The organism is Microvirga sp. 2YAF29 (genome assembly GCF_052114605.1).
In the GTDB taxonomy this organism is placed as follows: Bacteria; Pseudomonadota; Alphaproteobacteria; order Rhizobiales; family Beijerinckiaceae; genus Microvirga.
On sequence record NZ_JBFRFB010000006.1, the window covers coordinates 125,175 to 142,016 of the forward strand.

At 59.9% G+C, this 16,842-nt stretch carries 14 protein-coding genes; 5 read left to right on the forward strand and 9 right to left on the reverse strand.

Features of this window, described 5'->3' with window-relative positions; genetic code table 11:
- Positions 1-137: 137 nt before the first annotated feature.
- Positions 138-1,373: a peptidase T gene (gene pepT / locus AB4Y85_RS10180; RefSeq protein WP_441984774.1), complete on the forward strand. Its 1,236-nt coding sequence runs from the start codon at positions 138-140 to the stop codon at positions 1,371-1,373.
- Positions 1,374-1,453: 80 nt separating this feature from the next.
- On the opposite strand, the gene AB4Y85_RS10185 is transcribed toward pepT, so the two are convergent.
- The 7 genes from AB4Y85_RS10185 to uxaC all read right to left on the reverse strand — a co-directional run bounded on the left by AB4Y85_RS10185 (position 1,454) and on the right by uxaC (position 9,698).
- Positions 1,454-2,278, reverse strand: coding sequence for an alpha/beta fold hydrolase (locus AB4Y85_RS10185; RefSeq protein WP_441984775.1), 825 nt, complete (start codon positions 2,276-2,278; stop codon positions 1,454-1,456).
- Between the two features lie 432 nt (positions 2,279-2,710).
- The gene (locus tag AB4Y85_RS10190) at positions 2,711-4,180 is read right to left on the reverse strand and encodes a mannitol dehydrogenase family protein (RefSeq protein WP_441984776.1); all 1,470 of its coding nucleotides are present in this window, start codon (positions 4,178-4,180) and stop codon (positions 2,711-2,713) included.
- Positions 4,181-4,187: 7 nt separating this feature from the next.
- A complete protein-coding gene (locus tag AB4Y85_RS10195; RefSeq protein ID WP_441984777.1) occupies positions 4,188-5,030 on the reverse strand; it encodes an ABC transporter permease in 843 nt (280 codons plus the stop codon).
- Positions 5,031-5,034: 4 nt separating this feature from the next.
- Positions 5,035-5,943, reverse strand: coding sequence for an ABC transporter permease (locus AB4Y85_RS10200; protein ID WP_441984778.1), 909 nt, complete (start codon positions 5,941-5,943; stop codon positions 5,035-5,037).
- Positions 5,943-7,028, reverse strand: coding sequence for an ABC transporter ATP-binding protein (locus tag AB4Y85_RS10205; protein ID WP_441984779.1), 1,086 nt, complete (start codon positions 7,026-7,028; stop codon positions 5,943-5,945). Before AB4Y85_RS10205 ends, AB4Y85_RS10200 begins: the two co-directional genes overlap by 1 nt.
- A 24-nt stretch (positions 7,029-7,052) precedes the next feature.
- A complete protein-coding gene (locus tag AB4Y85_RS10210; protein ID WP_441984780.1) occupies positions 7,053-8,243 on the reverse strand; it encodes an ABC transporter substrate-binding protein in 1,191 nt (396 codons plus the stop codon).
- A gap of 51 nt (positions 8,244-8,294) precedes the next feature.
- The gene (gene uxaC / locus AB4Y85_RS10215; protein ID WP_441984781.1) at positions 8,295-9,698 is read right to left on the reverse strand and encodes a glucuronate isomerase; all 1,404 of its coding nucleotides are present in this window, start codon (positions 9,696-9,698) and stop codon (positions 8,295-8,297) included.
- Positions 9,699-9,817: 119 nt separating this feature from the next.
- Here uxaC and AB4Y85_RS10220 point away from each other — a divergent pair, with 119 nt between their 5' ends.
- The 3 genes from AB4Y85_RS10220 to uxuA are packed head-to-tail and all read left to right on the forward strand — an operon-like array spanning position 9,818 to position 13,368.
- Positions 9,818-10,546 (forward strand): GntR family transcriptional regulator, encoded by a 729-nt coding sequence (locus tag AB4Y85_RS10220; RefSeq protein ID WP_441984782.1) that lies wholly within the window; start codon positions 9,818-9,820, stop codon positions 10,544-10,546.
- A gap of 44 nt (positions 10,547-10,590) precedes the next feature.
- Positions 10,591-12,123, forward strand: a complete 1,533-nt coding sequence (locus AB4Y85_RS10225) for a UxaA family hydrolase (protein ID WP_441984783.1) — start codon at positions 10,591-10,593, stop codon at positions 12,121-12,123.
- Positions 12,124-12,171: 48 nt separating this feature from the next.
- Entirely contained in the window at positions 12,172-13,368 is a 1,197-nt protein-coding gene (gene uxuA, locus AB4Y85_RS10230) for a mannonate dehydratase (RefSeq protein WP_441984784.1), read from the forward strand.
- 26 nt (positions 13,369-13,394) lie between these two features.
- On the opposite strand, the gene cobD is transcribed toward uxuA, so the two are convergent.
- Entirely contained in the window at positions 13,395-14,396 is a 1,002-nt protein-coding gene (gene cobD, locus AB4Y85_RS10235) for a threonine-phosphate decarboxylase CobD (RefSeq protein ID WP_441984785.1), read from the reverse strand.
- Positions 14,397-14,408: 12 nt separating this feature from the next.
- Here cobD and cbiB point away from each other — a divergent pair, with 12 nt between their 5' ends.
- Positions 14,409-15,395 (forward strand): adenosylcobinamide-phosphate synthase CbiB, encoded by a 987-nt coding sequence (gene cbiB, locus AB4Y85_RS10240; RefSeq protein WP_441984786.1) that lies wholly within the window; start codon positions 14,409-14,411, stop codon positions 15,393-15,395.
- Here the strand turns inward: cbiB and AB4Y85_RS10245 are convergent.
- Positions 15,373-16,836, reverse strand: coding sequence for a cobyric acid synthase (locus AB4Y85_RS10245; protein ID WP_441984924.1), 1,464 nt, complete (start codon positions 16,834-16,836; stop codon positions 15,373-15,375). The two genes, cbiB and AB4Y85_RS10245, sit on opposite strands and share 23 nt — an antisense overlap.
- Positions 16,837-16,842: the final 6 nt, after the last annotated feature.

Below are 16,842 nucleotides of genomic sequence, written 5' to 3' on the forward strand. Positions count from 1 at the left end.
ATCACTGCACGGGGCAAGCCGGCACGCCCGGATGCCGGGCAAGTGTCCTCACAGAGAACTTTTCGCTCCCCATTCCCGAAAGGGCTTTACGCCGCTAAAAGTCCTTGGACCCTTTTGCTTTCAACCGGATCGTACCCATGGCCACCAGCGTTACCGACCGTTTCCTCCGTTATGTCGTCATCGATACCCAGTCCGACGCCGCATCCTCCACCCAGCCTTCGACCGAGAAGCAGAGAAACCTGGGGCGCCTTCTCGTCGAGGAACTCCTCGAGATCGGAGTCTCCGACGCGCATCTCGACGAGCATGGCTATGTCTATGCGACCATTCCGTCCAACTCGCCCAAGAACAATATTCCGGTCATCTGCATCTGCGCCCATATGGATACGGCGCCCGATTTCAGCGGCACCAACGTCAAGCCGCAGATCATCAAGAACTACCAAGGTGGCGATATTCGACTTCCCGGCGATTCCAGCCAAGTCATCCGGGTCTCCGACCATCCCGTGCTGAAAGACCTGATTGGGAACGACATCGTCACGTCGGACGGCACCACCCTGCTGGGGGCCGACGACAAGGCCGGCATCGCCGAAATCATGGCGGCCGCCGAGTTCCTGATCAACAACCCGGATATTCGTCACGGCACGATCCGCATTCTCTTCACGACGGACGAAGAGATCGGGCGTGGAGTAGACAAGGTTGATCTGCAGAAGCTCGGCGCTGATTTCGGCTACACGCTGGATGGCGAGACGGCTGGCACCATCGAGGACGAGACCTTCTCAGCCGATGCGGCCGAAATCACGATCAAGGGCGTGGCGATCCATCCGGGCTTCGCCTACGGCAAGATGGAGAATGCCATCAGGATCGCTGGCGCCATCGTCGCACGCCTGCCGAAGGACATGGCGCCTGAGACGACTCAAGGGCGCGATGGCTTCATTCATCCAACCGGCATATCCGGCGTGATGGAGAAGGCGAAGCTCAGCTTCATCATTCGCGACTTCACGGAGGAAGGCCTCAAGAGCAAAGCGGCGCTACTGGAGAAGATTGTGAAGGAGGTAATGGAGAGCTATCCGGGCTCCAGCTACACCTTCACGGTCAAGGAACAGTACCGCAACATGAAGGTCGTGCTCGACCGGCATCCCGAGATTGTCGAGAACGCCGTCGAGGCTATCAGCCGGGCCGGCATGAATCCGGTGCGCGGCAGCATTCGCGGCGGCACGGATGGTTCGCGCCTCTCGTTCATGGGGTTGCCTTGCCCGAACATCTTCGCGGGCGGCCACGCCTTCCATTCGCCACTGGAATTCGTCAGCAGTCAGGATATGGAAAAGGCCGTAAAGACCATCGTCGAACTCGCAAAAGTTTGGGAAGAACGCGCGTAAGCCTTACGGTTTCACGCATCTCGGCGGAGCGCCATGACCCGGCAATGCGGGCATGGCGCTCTTTTCCTGATCGCTCTGGATCATCCTCTTATGAATGCAAGGATATCCGTATTGGCGATGTCTGGATGTGTCGTGCAAAGGCCGTGCGGCAGGCCTTGATAGACTTTGAGCGTTCCCTGTTTCAGAAGTTTGGCGGACAAAGGCGCCGAGTCGGCAAAGGGCACGATCTGATCGTCGTCGCCATGCATGACCAAGACCGGGATGTCGATCTTCTTCAGATCTTCGGTGAAATCCGTTTCCGAGAAGGCCTTGATGCAATCGTATTGCGCCTTGGTGCCGCCCATCATGCCCTGGCGCCACCAATTGTCGATGATGCCTTGGGAGACCTTCGCGCCCGGACGATTGAAGCCATAGAAAGGCCCTGCAGGAATATCGACGTAAAACTGCGCCCGGTTCGCGATCAGCGTCTCGCGGAAACCATCGAAAACCTCGATCGGCAGGCCACTCGGATTTTTCTCTGATTTGACCATGACAGGAGGCACGGCACCGATCAGCACGGCCTTCGCAGCGCGGCCCGTGCCATGCCGGCCCAGATAGCGGGCCACTTCTCCGCCGCCCGTGGAATGACCGATATGGATCGCTTCTCGTAGATTGAGCGCTTCTGCAAGCTGCGCCACGTCGTCGGCGTAAGTATCCATCTCGTTGCCGGTGTCGGTCTGCGTCGAGCGTCCGTGTCCACGGCGGTCATGAGCGATGACACGATAGCCCTGATGGAGGAAGAACAGCATCTGATTGTCCCAATCATCCGCGCTCAGTGGCCATCCGTGATGGAAAACGATGGGCTGCCCAGTTCCCCAGTCCTTGTAAAAAATGTCCGTGCCATCCTTTGTGGTGATGGTACCCATTGTCCTACCTCCTTCATTTAATTGCGTAGTCGGATGTTACGGAGCACAAAGTCGGAAGCCGGACTCTGATGCCCCGAAGCGGATATCAACGCGCCATCGCTCTTCCCTCCAAATCCGTTGCGTATTCAGGCTACGCAATATTGGAACAAGAGCGGTGATGTGGGACTGAGATGCGGTATTGAAGGATACTAACGGCCTCAACGCTCTCGCTAGCCCGACTCATTTCAGCACATGGGGAAACTAATATGCGACCGTTTCAAATGAGCGGCCTTCGATAAAGTGAAATAAAGGTGAAGTGCGGCCTTTCCCTGCCCCACCTTCATTCGCTTTCACGCCATTCTCTTCGTCATCTCAGCACAAATCCGAACTTTTCATGGAAGGAGAATAAGCTTTACTCCGCATGGAAAGCTGCTGACTGGATGTGAAAGAATCTTAGATTTCGGCAACTGTCCGCTTCGCACCCTGGGCGTAGAGCTTTTTGAGCGCAGAGGTTACAGACCCGGTGAAGCGAGGATCGCGAGGGAGGTCATCCCCAAATATTTCCCGAAGAGTGAACAACTCGCCGGATAAACGCTCGGCATCAGGCCCCGCTCGGCTTGCCCTCTCCTGCAAGCGGGCTACCATCGGATCACGCACGTCAATCGGCGCGCCATTTTCATCGATGCCTGTCACATAACGCATCCATGCGGCAACGCCGAGCGCCAAGCGGTTGATCGGCGCATTGTCGCGCAGACGATCCCGAACCGTTCCGAGGAGGCGCTGCGGCAACTTCTGCGAGCCATCCATGGCGATCTGCCAGGTACGATGCTTCAGAGCTGGGTTCTTGAAACGCTCGACAAGCGCACGCCTGTAAGGGACTAGATCGGTGCCCGCAGGCATGTGCAATGTGGGCGCAACCTCCTCGTTCATGAGGCTTTCGATCAGCCGCACGAAAGCTGGGTCAGCCATGGTCTCGGCAACCGTTTCGTATCCACAGAGGTAACCCAGATAGGCCAGTGTCGAGTGACTGCCGTTGAGCAGCCGCAGTTTCATATGCTCATAGGGCTCGACATCGGCGACGAACTCAGCACCTCCCTCTTCCCAAGCCGGACGCCCCTGCGGGAAGCGATCCTCGATCACCCATTGAGTAAAGGGTTCCGTCACGACGGGCCACGCATCGGCTACACCGAGCGCCTCGGCGATGCGTGCGCGATCATCATCGCTGGTTGCCGGCACGATCCTGTCCACCATGGTGGAAGGGCATGACACCTCTTCGACAACGAACCGACCGAGTGCCGGAGAAACCAGTTCCGCAAATCGGGTCAGAACGCGTTTGACCGTGCGGCCATTGGAGGGAAGGTTGTCACAGGTGAGAACGGTAAAAGGTGGGAGGCGCGCCTCACGGCGGCGGCGCAGCGCTTCAATGACAAAGCCTGGAGCCGAACGAGGCGTGCGCAGGTTCGCCAGATCATGAATGATATCGGGGTGAGCTTCGTTCAATGCGCCTGTCGCCGGATCATGGCAATAGCCTTTCTCGGTCACCGTGAGGCTCACGATCCTGGTTGCCGGGTCGCTCATGACGGCGAGAAGATCCTCAATGGCGCGTGGTGCGACGATGACACGGCTGATGGAACCGATCACACGCAGGGCCTCGCCCGCTTCTGAGCGGACGGACAGAGTATAAAGCCCATCCTGTGGCTCGAGAGCATCGTAAGTGTCGGCGCTGCGCAAGCTCGCGGCCACGATGCCCCATGCGGGATCAAGCGCCATCACTTCATCGGTATAGGCGGCCTGATGCGCGCGGTGGAAGGCGCCGACGCCCAGATGCACGATGCCCGTTTTCATAGAGAGCCGGTCATATGAGGGGCGCGCTATCGCCTCCGACAAACGGTCAAGCGCGTCTTCGTTCAGGCGATCAACCATCGTTGCCTCAATGTGCGGGCTGTTGCTTTGCGCGGGTGACGATCTGCGTCGGATTGACGAAGCGCAGCGCAATGATAAGCCAGACAAGGGTCGTGACCATATAAACCACTGCCATGGCATCGATGGACTGCACCGCCCGTACACCAGCGGCGAACACAGCGTAGTAGAGCGCCACCACAAGCGTCTGGCTAGTCGGGCCCGCGACCAGGAAGGTCAGCTCGAACATGGCGATGGTGCGCACGAGCACCAGCAGCAAGGCCGCCAGGATACCTGGCAGGAGCAGCGGCAACAAAACATGAATGAACAGCTTGAAGGTGTTAGCGCCGAACACCCGAGCCGCCGCCTCGATCTTCGGATCAATTTGCTCGATGAACGGAATCATGACGAGGATCACGAAGGGAACCGTCGGGACGAGATTGGCAGCCACGACACCCCAGAACGTGCCGGCAAGACCGGTCCGATAGAGGACCGTGGCAAGCGGGATGCCGAAGGTGATCGGCGGAATGAGGAGAGGCAGAAGGAACAGAAGAACGAGAAGGCGCTTTCCTGGGAAATCGCGGCGGGCAAGTGCGTAGGCAGCAGTGACGCCGAGAGCGCCGGAGATGAGCACGACCGCGCCCACGACCTGGAATGTGACCATCAGCACATCCCATAATTGAAACTCGCTCCAGGCGGAGGAGTACCAGCGCGTGGTCCACCCAACCGGCAGCCATGTGCCGAGCCAGCGAGTAGCGAAGGAACTCGTGACCACTGTCGCGATCATCGCCAGAAGATTGAGAACGAAGAAGCCTACCAGGAACCAGATGGCCGCAGCCCATAGCTTCGAGCCGAGTGTGGTATCGCGTATCATCAGCTCACCCTTTCGCGCCGGAAGCAGGACCACGGTAGAACAAGCCACGAGCCGCCAACACAGCCATCACGATGGCGAGTTGGACGAAACCCATGATCATCGCGACTGCGGAAGCCATGGAATAATCATATTCCTCGAAAGCCGCCTGATAGGCCGCGATCGAGATTACACGCGTCAGATTCGCCGGCTCGCCGAGAAGCACTGCCGATGGGAACACCGAAAACGCCTGCACGAAAGACAAGCAGAAGGTAATGGCGAAGCCTGGCATCAGGAGCGGCAGATAGATGTGGCGGAATCGCTGCCACGCATTCGCACCAAGCGTTGCACCCGCCTGCTCCAGGGCGGGATCGATACCGGTCACGTAAGAAAGCGTCAGCAGGAAGGTGAAAGGGAAGCCTGTTATCACGAGTGAGGCGAAGACACCCCAGTAATTATGGACAAGCTTAAGCGGCTGGGAGATCAGGCCAAATGCCATCAGCGTACGGTTGAACCACCCTTGCGGTCCGAGATAGTTCAGCAAGCCCTCTGCGACGAGCACCGTACCGAGGGTGATTGGAAGAACGAGGATCGTGGTCAGCAGACGCTGATGGCGCAACAGGCGCACGCGGAATGCAATTGGAACCGCAAGGATCAGGTTGACCAGTGTGGTCGGGATCGCGAGCCATAGGGTCTTGCCGATGGTGTCGTAAAGATACGAGTCTGAAAAGAACCGCTGGTAATTGGCAAGCCACTCGCCGTTCTTCGGCTCGAAGGAGAGAAGAAAGCCGAAGGCGAAGGGATAGACGAAGAGCAGTAGACTGAAGATTGCCGCTGGAATGACGAGAAGCGTCACGGCGTCGAAGCCACGGGCGGCCAAGCGCTGGCGCAGGCTCGGGCCATGGTCGATGGGAGTTGCTGTGGCAACGGTGTCCATCAGTTCCTCCCCTGGATTGGCTCCGCGAAGACGAGAATGCGTTGATTGTCAGCACGGAGGTGCACGGAGGATCCGGGCTCCACCGCCTGATGAGCACGGAACACGACATCCAGCCCGCCCGTACTATGCGCCGTACCGACAAACTCACGCCCGCGATACTCGATAGTGTCGACGGTCACCCTCAATGCATCCGGGCTGGGCTCTCCGAGCTCGAGATCGTCCGAACGGATCGCTGCATAAGCGCTTGAACCGACAGACAATGTTTCGCGGGCGGTTCCGCTGAACCGTGTCCCTTCGACGTCGACCACGACACGGCCGCCCTCGGCCGCGACCACCTTTCCGCGCAGCTTGTTGCGGAACCCCATGAAGTCCGCCACGTCGAGATGGGAAGGCGCTTCATAAAGCTCCTTCGGCGATCCGACCTGACGGACGACGCCGTCGCGCAAGACGACAATGCGGTCGGCCAGCGACAAGGCCTCGTCCTGATCGTGCGTCACATAAATCGTGGTAGCCCCAAGCTCGTTGTGAATGCGCCGGATCTCGGCGCGCATTTCGAGACGCAGTTTGGCGTCGAGATTGGACAGAGGCTCATCCATCAGGACAAGCGGCGGTTCGATCACGATGGCCCGCGCGATCGCGACACGCTGCTGCTGGCCGCCCGAGAGCTGGCCCGGCAGTTTGTTTTCCTGTCCTTTGAGGCGCACGAGGTTGAGCGCCTCATCGACCTTGCGGTCGATCTCCGCTTTCGGCCGTCCGCGCATCTTAAGCCCGAAGCCTATATTCTGGCGTACGTTGAGATGCGGGAAAAGCGCATAGTTCTGGAACACCATGCCGAATCCGCGCTCCTCGGGGCGCAGGGTATCGACACGGTTCTTGTCGAGCCAGATCGCGCCACCCGTTACAGGAAGAAGACCCGCGATGCAGTTCAACGTCGTTGACTTCCCGCATCCCGATGGGCCGAGCAGCGCGATGAACTCGCGCCGCCGGATCGTGAGAGAGATGTCACGCAAAGCGTTGAGCGCCCCGAAGTCACGGCTGACCCGGTCGAGCCGCACTTCGTCGAATTGGGAAAGGGCAATGGTCATCGCGGATCCTTCGCTTGTCTTATCTTATTTGCGCTTCGCGCCGCCCACCTGCTCGTCCCACATGCGGAAGGCGACGACCATCTGCTCGGGCTGGAGCGGCAACTCGATTGGATTCTCGGCGATCCACTTCTCGTATTCAGGACGGCCGAATTCCTTGATTGCGGCTTGGCTTTCCGGGGGGGCCATGTCGAGCGTCACGCCCTTCACGGCAGGACCTGGATAGAAGTAGCCTTCATCGTAGGTGTAAGCCTGCTGCTCCTTGGTGAGCAGGAAGTTCATGAGGTCGATGAGGACAGCGAGCTTCTCGTTCGACAGCCCCTTGGGCACGCACATATAATGGGCATCCGCGACCCAGTGGAAGCCCTTGAGCGCAGCGACTTTCGCCTCTTTCGGCACGACGCCCAGAACGCGCGGATTGATGTCCCAGCCGGTGGTGGACACAGTCATGTCGCGCGAGCCTTCGCCGAGTTCCTTCATCACGGCGCCGGTGCCGGACGGGTAATACTCGACGTTCTGCCCCAGCTCCTTGAGGAAAGCCCATGTCTTGTCCCACCCCTTTGCCGGATCTTGCGGATTGCTGTCTCCGAGGATGTAGGGAAGGCCCATGATGAAGGTACGGCCCGGCCCCGAATTCGCGGGGCGTGCATAAAGGAAGCGGCCCGGATTGGCTTTGCTATAGGCGAGAAGCTCCTCAGCCGTCGTGGGCACGGTCTTTACCTTGTCGGGCATGTACTCAAGCAGTGGCCCCGACGGATAGTAAGTCACGACGACGCCTTGTCCCTTGGCGAGGGTCTGCATCTTGGCGGCAGGCGGAAGATAAATATCGTCGAGCTTCGGCAGAGAGCCCGCATGCTGCGGAATCATCTCGACCCAGAGTTTCTGATCGATGCCCGCAGAGAGTGCGTCCGTGCCGGTCAGCACGAGGTCGATATCGACGCGGCCAGCATCCTGCTGCGCCTTGATCTTACCCGCAAGCTCCGGCGCCGGAGCTTTGGTGAATGTGATACGCGAGACGAGATTGGGCTTCGCCTTGCGATAGTTCTCGATAGCTTTCTGTGTCAGGGCCAGATTGCCGGCAACATCAATGATGTTGAGCGCCACAGGGCTCGTCGGCAGCGGCAACTGCTGGGCCAAGGCGCGCCCGCCGAGCGCGGCGACACCGGCAGCACCGGCGACCCCGCCGACGAAAGTCCTTCTGGTGATCACGTTCGTCATCGTCTTCCTCCCTTTTCTGTGCTGCATGGCCGTCGAGGGCCATGCCCATCGTCACAGCTTGTAAGCCTCTTTCGCGAGGCGATATGCGAGGTCGTATGCCACCTCATTCGCCTCATCTTCATCGAGGCGATGGGTTGTCACGAGATTGGCGAGATACGCGCAATCCACTCGGCGCGCGACGTCGTGGCGTGCCGGAATGGACAGGTAAGCCCGGGTGTCGTCGTTGAAGCCGACTGTGTTGTAGAAGCCCGCGGTCTCCGTGGTGAGTTCACGAAATCGCCGCATGCCCTCTGGCGCATCGAAGAACCACCAGGCAGGGCCGAGCTTCAGGATGGGATAATGCCCCGCCAAGGGAGCCAGCTCGCGCGAGTAACTTGTCTCATCCAAGGTAAAGAGAATGACGGTCAGGTTCGGCTCGTTCCCGTAACGGTCGAGCAGCGGCTTGAGTGCATTCACGTAACCCGTCTGCGATGGAATATCGGCACCCATATCACGACCGAACCGACTGTAGATCTTGTGGTTGTGATTACGGAACGAGCCTGGGTGGATCTGCATCACCATGCCGTCCTCCACGCTCATCGCCGCCATCTCGCTGAGCATCTGAGCACGGAACAGCTCGGCATCGCCTTGATGCATATCGCCTGCCGATACGCGGCGGAACAGAGCTTCTGCGTCGGCCTTGGGAAGGTCGGCTGTGCGCGCAGTCGGATGGCCGTGATCGGTGGAGGTGGCTCCGTACTCACGGAAGAAGGCGCGCCGTTTGCGGTGGGCTTCGAGGTATCCGCTCCAGGTGGACGTGTCGCAGCCGGTAATTTCGCCAAAGCGAAGGACATTGTCACGGAAGCCGTCGAAATCCGGATCGACGACAGGATCGGGACGATAGGCCGTCACGACGCGACCCTTCCAGCCCGATTGCCGGATCGTCTCATGGTGTTTCAAGGAATCAAGCGGACTTTCCGTCGTGGCGATGGCTTCAATGCGAAAGCGCTCGAAAAGAGCGCGCGGACGAAATTCCGGGGTACGCAACGCCGCATCGATACGATCATAGTATTCATCCGCATTCTTCTCGGAGAGCCGTTCCGTGAATCCAAAGAGCGTGGCGAAGGTATGATCGAGCCAGGTGCGCGTCGGAGTGCCGCGAAAGAGATCGTATTGTGCAGCGAAACGACGCCAGATCTTACGGGGGTCCTTTTCGACAGGGCCTCCATCCTTGGCCGGAATGCCGAGATCCTCAAGCCGCACACCCTGGCTGTAGAGCATGCGGAAAATATAGTGATCGGGAATGACGAAGAGAGCGGCGGGATCGGGAAAAGGTTCATTCTCCGCATACCAGCGCGGATCCGTATGGCCATGAGGCGAAATGATGGTCAGATCCTGGATTCCCGCATAGAGCCTACGGGCCACAGCACGGGCCTCAGGCTCGGCAGGAAACAGCCGGTCCGGATGGATCAGCATGGCGTTCTCCCTGGCGCTCGCCTCCACCATGAATGGCCGAGTTTTAAGCGCCGTTGGGTAAACTTTAGAGAGATCCGATCTCCTTTGCAATGGTCTACTAGTATGGTAGTGTGCCACTTATGACTAATAGACCGCCCCTCTCCAAGCTCGATACCGGCCGCGAACCAATGGCCCGGCAAGTCACGCGCGCCTTACGCCAAGCCATAGTGACGATGCAGCTGGCACCCGGGGAAATGTTGTCGGAACAGGATCTTGCCCAGCGTTTCGGCGTCAGCCGATCCCCGGTGCGGGAGGCCCTGATCAAGCTGAGCGAGGCGGGCCTCGTGCGGGTTCTGCCGCAGCGAGGGACGCAGGTCGTCAAAATCTCGAAGGCTGCGGTCGAGGATGGCCGCTTCATCCGCGCCGCCGTGGAATCGGCTGTCGTGCGCGAGGCCGCCATGAATGCAACCCCTGTGATGGTTGCCGAGCTGAACGCGAGCCTGACGCGGCAACGCCGCGCGCAGCGCTCCGCCTCCACGGAGGAGTTCCTCTCACTCGACGAAGAGTTTCACCGGCTTCTTGCGGAAACGGCGGGGCGCCCTGCAGCTTGGCAGATGATCGAGGACATCAAACCTCAGATGGACCGGGTGCGATTTCTTGACATGACCAAGGCTCTTCCACGCCATGCGGTGCTTGCGCAGCACATCGTCATCGTGGACGCGATCAAGGCCAAGAATCCTGTCGCCGCCGAACAGGCGATGCAGCAGCATCTGAGCGAGATCCTGCGTTCGCTGCCGGAACTCGCCGCTCAGTATCCCGACCTTTTTGAACCGGAAACAAGTGCGTCTCCCGAAGCACTCAGCGCCTAAGCGCGCCGTGCTCGCGAAGATCGGGGCGCCGTAAGGATGGAACCATGTTGGACAAGCCTGCCCTGTCGCCACGCAGCGTGCGCCTGCACGAGAGCGACAAGCTGGTGGTCGCAGTCGATGCTATCATGCCCGGCGCGGTCGTTCACAATGTTACCGCCAAGGACCGTGTGCCCAAGGGGCACAAAATGGCGATTGCCCCAATCAGTCAAGGCGAGCCGATCCTGAAATTCGGGCAGATCATCGGCTTCGCTTCAAAACCAATCGAGCCGGGCGAATGGCTGCACGAACACAATGTGGAGATGCACGCCTTCGCACGCGACTACCATTTCGCCGAGGATGCGCAGGCGGAAGAAGTCCTTCCCGTCGCATTGCAGGCTACCTTCGAGGGCTTCCGACGTTCGAACGGCAAAGTCGGCACGCGTAATTACCTGGCAATTCTCACCAGCGTGAACTGCTCGGCCTCGGTCGCGCGTTTCATTGCGCGCGAGGTCGAGCGCTCGGGCCTTCTCGACGATTATCCCAATGTCGATGGTGTCATTCCGCTCGTCCATGGCACTGGCTGCGGCATGGATCAGAAGGGCGAAGGCTCAGATATTCTCAAGCGCACCCAATGGGGATACGCCTCCAATCCCAACATGGCCGGCGTGCTGATGGTGGGCCTTGGCTGCGAGGTGTTCCAGATCGGCCGATGGAAGGAACTCTACAACATCGAGGAGAGCGACACCTTCCGGTCCCTGACGATTCAAGATACCGGCGGCACGAGAAAGTCCGTCGAGGCCGGTGTCGCCGCGATCCGTGACATGCTGCCCTTAGCGAACAAGGTGAAACGCGAGACGGCTCCGGTCTCCGAGCTGATGCTGGCCCTGCAATGCGGTGGATCGGACGGCTATTCGGGCATCACCGCCAATCCGGCCTTGGGAGCCGCCGTCGATCTTCTGGTCCATCACGGTGGAACTGCGATTCTGTCCGAGACGCCGGAAATTTATGGCGCGGAGCATCTTCTCACGCGGCGCGCGGCCACACACGAAATCGGTGAGAAGCTCGTCGAGCTGATCGCGTGGTGGGAAGATTACACGGCCCGCAATCGCGGTGAGATGAATAACAACCCATCGCCTGGTAACAAGGCCGGCGGCCTCACCACGATCCTCGAAAAATCCTTAGGCGCCGCCGCCAAGGGTGGCACGACGACACTCAATGGCGTCTATCGCTACGCTGAGCCAGTCACGGCAAAAGGTTTCGTGTTCATGGATACACCCGGTTACGATCCTGTCTCGGCAACGGGGCAAGTGGCCGGCGGCGCGAATGTTCTATGCTTTACCACCGGTCGCGGATCAGCCTATGGCTGCAAGCCTACGCCCTCGATTAAGCTCGCAACCAACAGCGAGATCTACCGCCGCATGATCGACGACATGGATATCAATTGCGGCGATATCCTCGACGGCGTACCGGTTGCCGAAAAGGGGCAAGAGATTTTTGAGACGATTTTGAAGATTGTCTCCGGCGAGCGCTCCAAATCGGAAGAGCTCGGATACGGCGACGCCGAGTTCCTGCCCTGGCAGGTCGGCGCTGTGATGTAAAATCGAAAAGAGGACCGGCCTATCGGCCCATCCTGTAAGGAGACACTCATGGAACAGACCTGGCGCTGGTTCGGCCCTGACGATGTCGTCAAGCTCCCCCATATTCGTCAGACCGGCGCGACGGGTATCGTGACGGCCCTTCATCACATCCCCTATGGTGTCATCTGGAGCATCGAGGAAATCGAAGAACGCAAGGCGCTGATCGGATCCGATGCCTCTCTTGGTCTTCGCTGGAGCGTGGTCGAAAGCCTGCCGATTCATGAAAACATCAAGATCGGCGAAGGCGACCTGAAGCCTCTCTTCGACAATTATCGCCAGTCCCTGCGCAACCTCGCACAATGCGGTGTCACCACCATTTGCTATAACTTCATGCCGGTCGTGGATTGGACGCGCACAGAGCTTGCCTACCCGCTTCCCGGCGGCGGCACGGCACTGCGTTTCAACCTTCATGAATTCGCGGCATTCGACTGCTTCATGCTCGAGCGCCCTGGAGCAGAAGAGGATTTCTCGAGCGATGTCCTGACGCGTGCCCGGGAATGGTTTGACCGCTCGACGGAGGCCGACCGACGCAAGCTCCTCGAAAGCATTATGGCAGGTTTGCCCGGCGCCTATGATCGTTATGACGTTCCCGGCCTTCGCGTGATGCTCAACCGTTATCGCGGCATCGACAAGGATTCACTGCGGAGCAATCTTGCGCGTTTCCTGCGCGAGGTCATTCCCACGGCGGAAGAAGTCGGCATCCGCATGTGCATCCACCCGGACGATCCGCCGCGCTCTTTGATGGGCTTGCCGCGCATCGTCTCCAACGAAGAGGACATCGCTTTCATTCTCGACTCCGTGGGCTCTCCGGCCAACGGCCTCACGCTTTGCTGCGGATCGCTGGGTGCGAACGCCGCAAACGACGTGCCGGGAATCGCCAAGCGCTTTTCAGACCGCATCTGGTTTGCCCATCTGCGCAACGTCGCCAAAGATTCTGATGGATCCTTCATGGAAGCGGATCACCTTGGAGGTGACACCGATATGGTTTCCGTCGTCAGCCTTCTTCTGGAAGAACAGAAGCGCCGCAAGGATTCAGGGGATGACAGATGGCGCATCCCCTTCCGCCCGGACCATGGTCATGAATTGCTCGACGACGTAGGAAAGTCCACACATCCAGGGTATCCGGCTATCGGCCGCCTGAAAGGCCTCGCGGAAATCCGTGGTGTCATGACAGCGGTGTCATCCTTGAGAGGATTGCCGCTTTAACAATCACGGGCTTGGGGGCACGAATCTCAACGTCGATACGTTGCGATTGCCCCCTCAAGCCGCGTCCATGCAGCTTCCGAGCCCGGCAGTCCGAACCGGAGGCGTCGGGAATTATATTCGAAGCGGCGCACCCAAATGCCGCTGCGCCCCAAATGCTTGAAAAGGTCCGGCGCCTGCTTGCACTCCATCAGGCGATACAGCGTCGTGCCCTTCGGGGCGCTATCGGCAACAGACATCAGAATGCTATCGAGGCGTCGGGCATCGGCGGCACGTGCCTCTTGTGCAGCAGCCAGCCATGCGTGGTCGCAGAGAGCCTGACGGCCAACCTCGATGGCAGGACCTGAAACCGCCCAGGGCCCGAGCATCGTCCTCAGCTTTTCAGCCATGTCGATCCCAGTAATCGAAAAGCCGAGCCTTATGCCTGCCAGACCATAGGTTTTGCCGAACGAGCGCAGAACAATGGCGTTGTCAGGCAGGTGCGGAACGAGGGTTTTGCCTGCATCGAAATCGGCGAAGGCTTCATCGACGATCAACCATCCCCCCTGCTCGCGGAGACGGTTAGATATCCCAATCAGATCCTGCCTTGGAATGATTCGACCATCTGGATTGTTCGGGTTCACGACAATGAGGATGTCGGCATCCGGTGCCTGCTCAGGCGTTGCGCATTCCACAACCCTATGGCCTGCCATGCGCCAAGCCCGCGCATGTTCGGCATAGGTTGGCCCCAACACGGCAACATGCGACTTTTGCCAGAGGGCAGGCAGAAGACTGATCAGGACTTGCGTTCCGGGAGCCGCCACGACCATGCCGGCATCGGCGGTGCCATAAGCCCTGGAGGCAGCACGCTCCAGATCCTTGTGATCCTCCGGTGACGGCAGTCGTTGAAAGATGGAGGGTGGCAACGGGGGCATGGGATAGGATATGGGATTGATCCCTGTCGACAGGTCGACCCACGGTTGGGGCGCATCGGGGAAGAGCCTTGCGGCTTCACCCAGATCGCCTCCGTGCCAGATCTGCGCCTCACTCATTCGATCTCACCCATGGTTCTGCCCGATAGTCTGCTCATCCTGGTTCTCGCCCTCGCGACGGAAGCGGCCTTCGGTTACCCGAACCGGCTTTACACGGCCATTGGGCATCCCGTCACCTGGATAGGTCGGCTGATCAAGCTCCTCGATCACGGTCTCAACCAGGAAACTTGCCGTCCCAAGGTTCGTCGTGCGGCCGGCATTCTGGCCCTCGCCGTCATTCTCTTCGTAACAGGGTTGGCAGCGTGGTTTCTACAATTTCTCCTGTTCCCCCTTGGGATGACAGGCCTGGTGATTCTCGCGATGCTCGCCAGCACTCTCCTGGCTCAGCGCAGTCTCCACGACCATGTGGCCGCTGTCGCCAAAGGTCTGCGTGGGGGAGGTCTCGATGAGGGACGGCATGCTGTCTCGATGATCGTCGGGCGCAACCCGAAAAGTCTTGATGAAGCAGGCGTCTCACGCGCGGCCATTGAGAGCCTGGCCGAGAATTTTTCGGATGGCATCGTGGCGCCGGCCTTCTGGCTCGGTCTCGGCGGACTCCCCGGAGCTGCCCTCTACAAGGCGGCGAATACGGCAGACAGCATGATCGGCCACCGCACACCCCGCCACGAGGCCTTCGGTTGGGCGGCGGCACGGTTCGACGACCTCATCAACCTGCCGGCCTCGCGCCTGGCAGCCCTTTTCATCATCGCGGCCGCCTCCCTCAGCCGTGATGCCTCGGCACGTGGCGCCTTCAGATCCGTCCTGCGGGATGCCCGTCACCATCGCTCCCCCAATGCCGGCTGGCCCGAGGCTGCGATGGCGGGAGCTTTGGGCCTGCGTCTGGCAGGACCGCGCATCTATGGCGATGTGCGGATCGAAGATCGCTGGATGGGCGATGGCCGGGCGGAAGCGACCGCGCAGGATATCGAGCGGGCACTCTTGCTCTATCGAACGGCATGCGGACTGCAATTCGCGCTCGCTGCGGCGCTTGCTCTTGTCAGCTTTCTGATCGTGCGCTGATCGCGAGAATATGGTCGCAATCGAGATTCGCTTCCAGATGATCCGCGAAGCGATCGAGAATGTCATCGACCAACGCCTCATAGGCGAGATCGCTGCTCTCGGCCCCAAGCCGCTCAAGCCACCTCTTCCTCTGGAGATCATCCGCGAAGAGGCCATGCACATAGGTGCCGGAGACACGCCCATCCTTTGAAACCGCACCGTCGAAACGGCCCGTTCCCAGCCGCGCGAAAGGACGTTCCGCAGCCTCAGCTCCAGTCGTCTCGCCGATATGCATTTCATAACCGGAAAGCGGCGCTCCATCAGAAATCGTGGCGCCGGTGACCGCCTCAAGCCGCTTCCTGGCTGTCAGCGTCGTCGTTACGTCGAGAAGCCCCAGGCCTTCGACAGAGCGGCCTGCCGCGCCTTCGATGCCGAGCGGATCGTCGATGCGCTGCCCCAGCATCTGATATCCCCCGCACAGACCCAGCACGTGTTCCCCGCGGCGCACATGAGCCTTGAGATCGATGTCCCAGCCCTGCGCGCGGATGAAATGAAGATCGTCGATGGTCGTTTTCGATCCGGGCAACAAGACGAGAGCTGCATGAACGGGGAGCGGCGCTCCAGGCTCGACCAGTACGACCTCAATCCCCGGCTCCTCGCGCAACGGATCGAGATCGTCGAAATTCGAAATCCAGGGTGTCACAGGAACCGCAATCACAACGGAACCCTCCCGCCTCTGGGTTCCTTTCCGACGAAGCCCTAGACCGTCTTCTGCGGGCAAGCGTGCAGCATCCGCGAAATGTGGCACAAGGCCAATCGCCGGCCAGCCTGTGCGCTCGGCGATGATGCGCATCCCTTCATCGAACAGGAGCGGATCGCCCCGGAAGCGGTTGACGATGAACCCCTTGACCATGGCGGCATCGGCATCATCGAGCACCGCCTTCGTGCCCACGAGACTAGCAATGACGCCGCCTCTGTCGATATCGCCGACGAGCACCACCGGTACGTTGGCAGCACGGGCAAAGCCCATATTCGCAATGTCGCCTGCGCGCAGGTTCACCTCGGATGCGGAGCCTGCGCCCTCGGCGAGAACGAGATCGGCCTCGTCCGACAACCGGCCATAACTATCCAGGACAGCTTCCATGAGACGCGGTTTCCATGATTGGTATTCGCGCGCCCGCGCTATACCGACGACGCGGCCCTGCACCACCACCTGCGATCCAATCTCGCTTTGCGGCTTAAGCAGAACCGGATTCATGTGAACGCTCGGCGCAATGCCGGCGGCTCGCGCCTGAAGCGCCTGCGCGCGGCCGATCTCGCCACCATCCGCCGTGACGGCGGCATTGTTCGACATGTTCTGCGGCTTGAAAGGACGAACCCTCAAGCCGCGCCGCGCGAAAACGCGACAAAGGCCAGCCACGAGCAGCGACTTCCCTACATTCGAACCGGTGCCCTGCACCATGAGCGC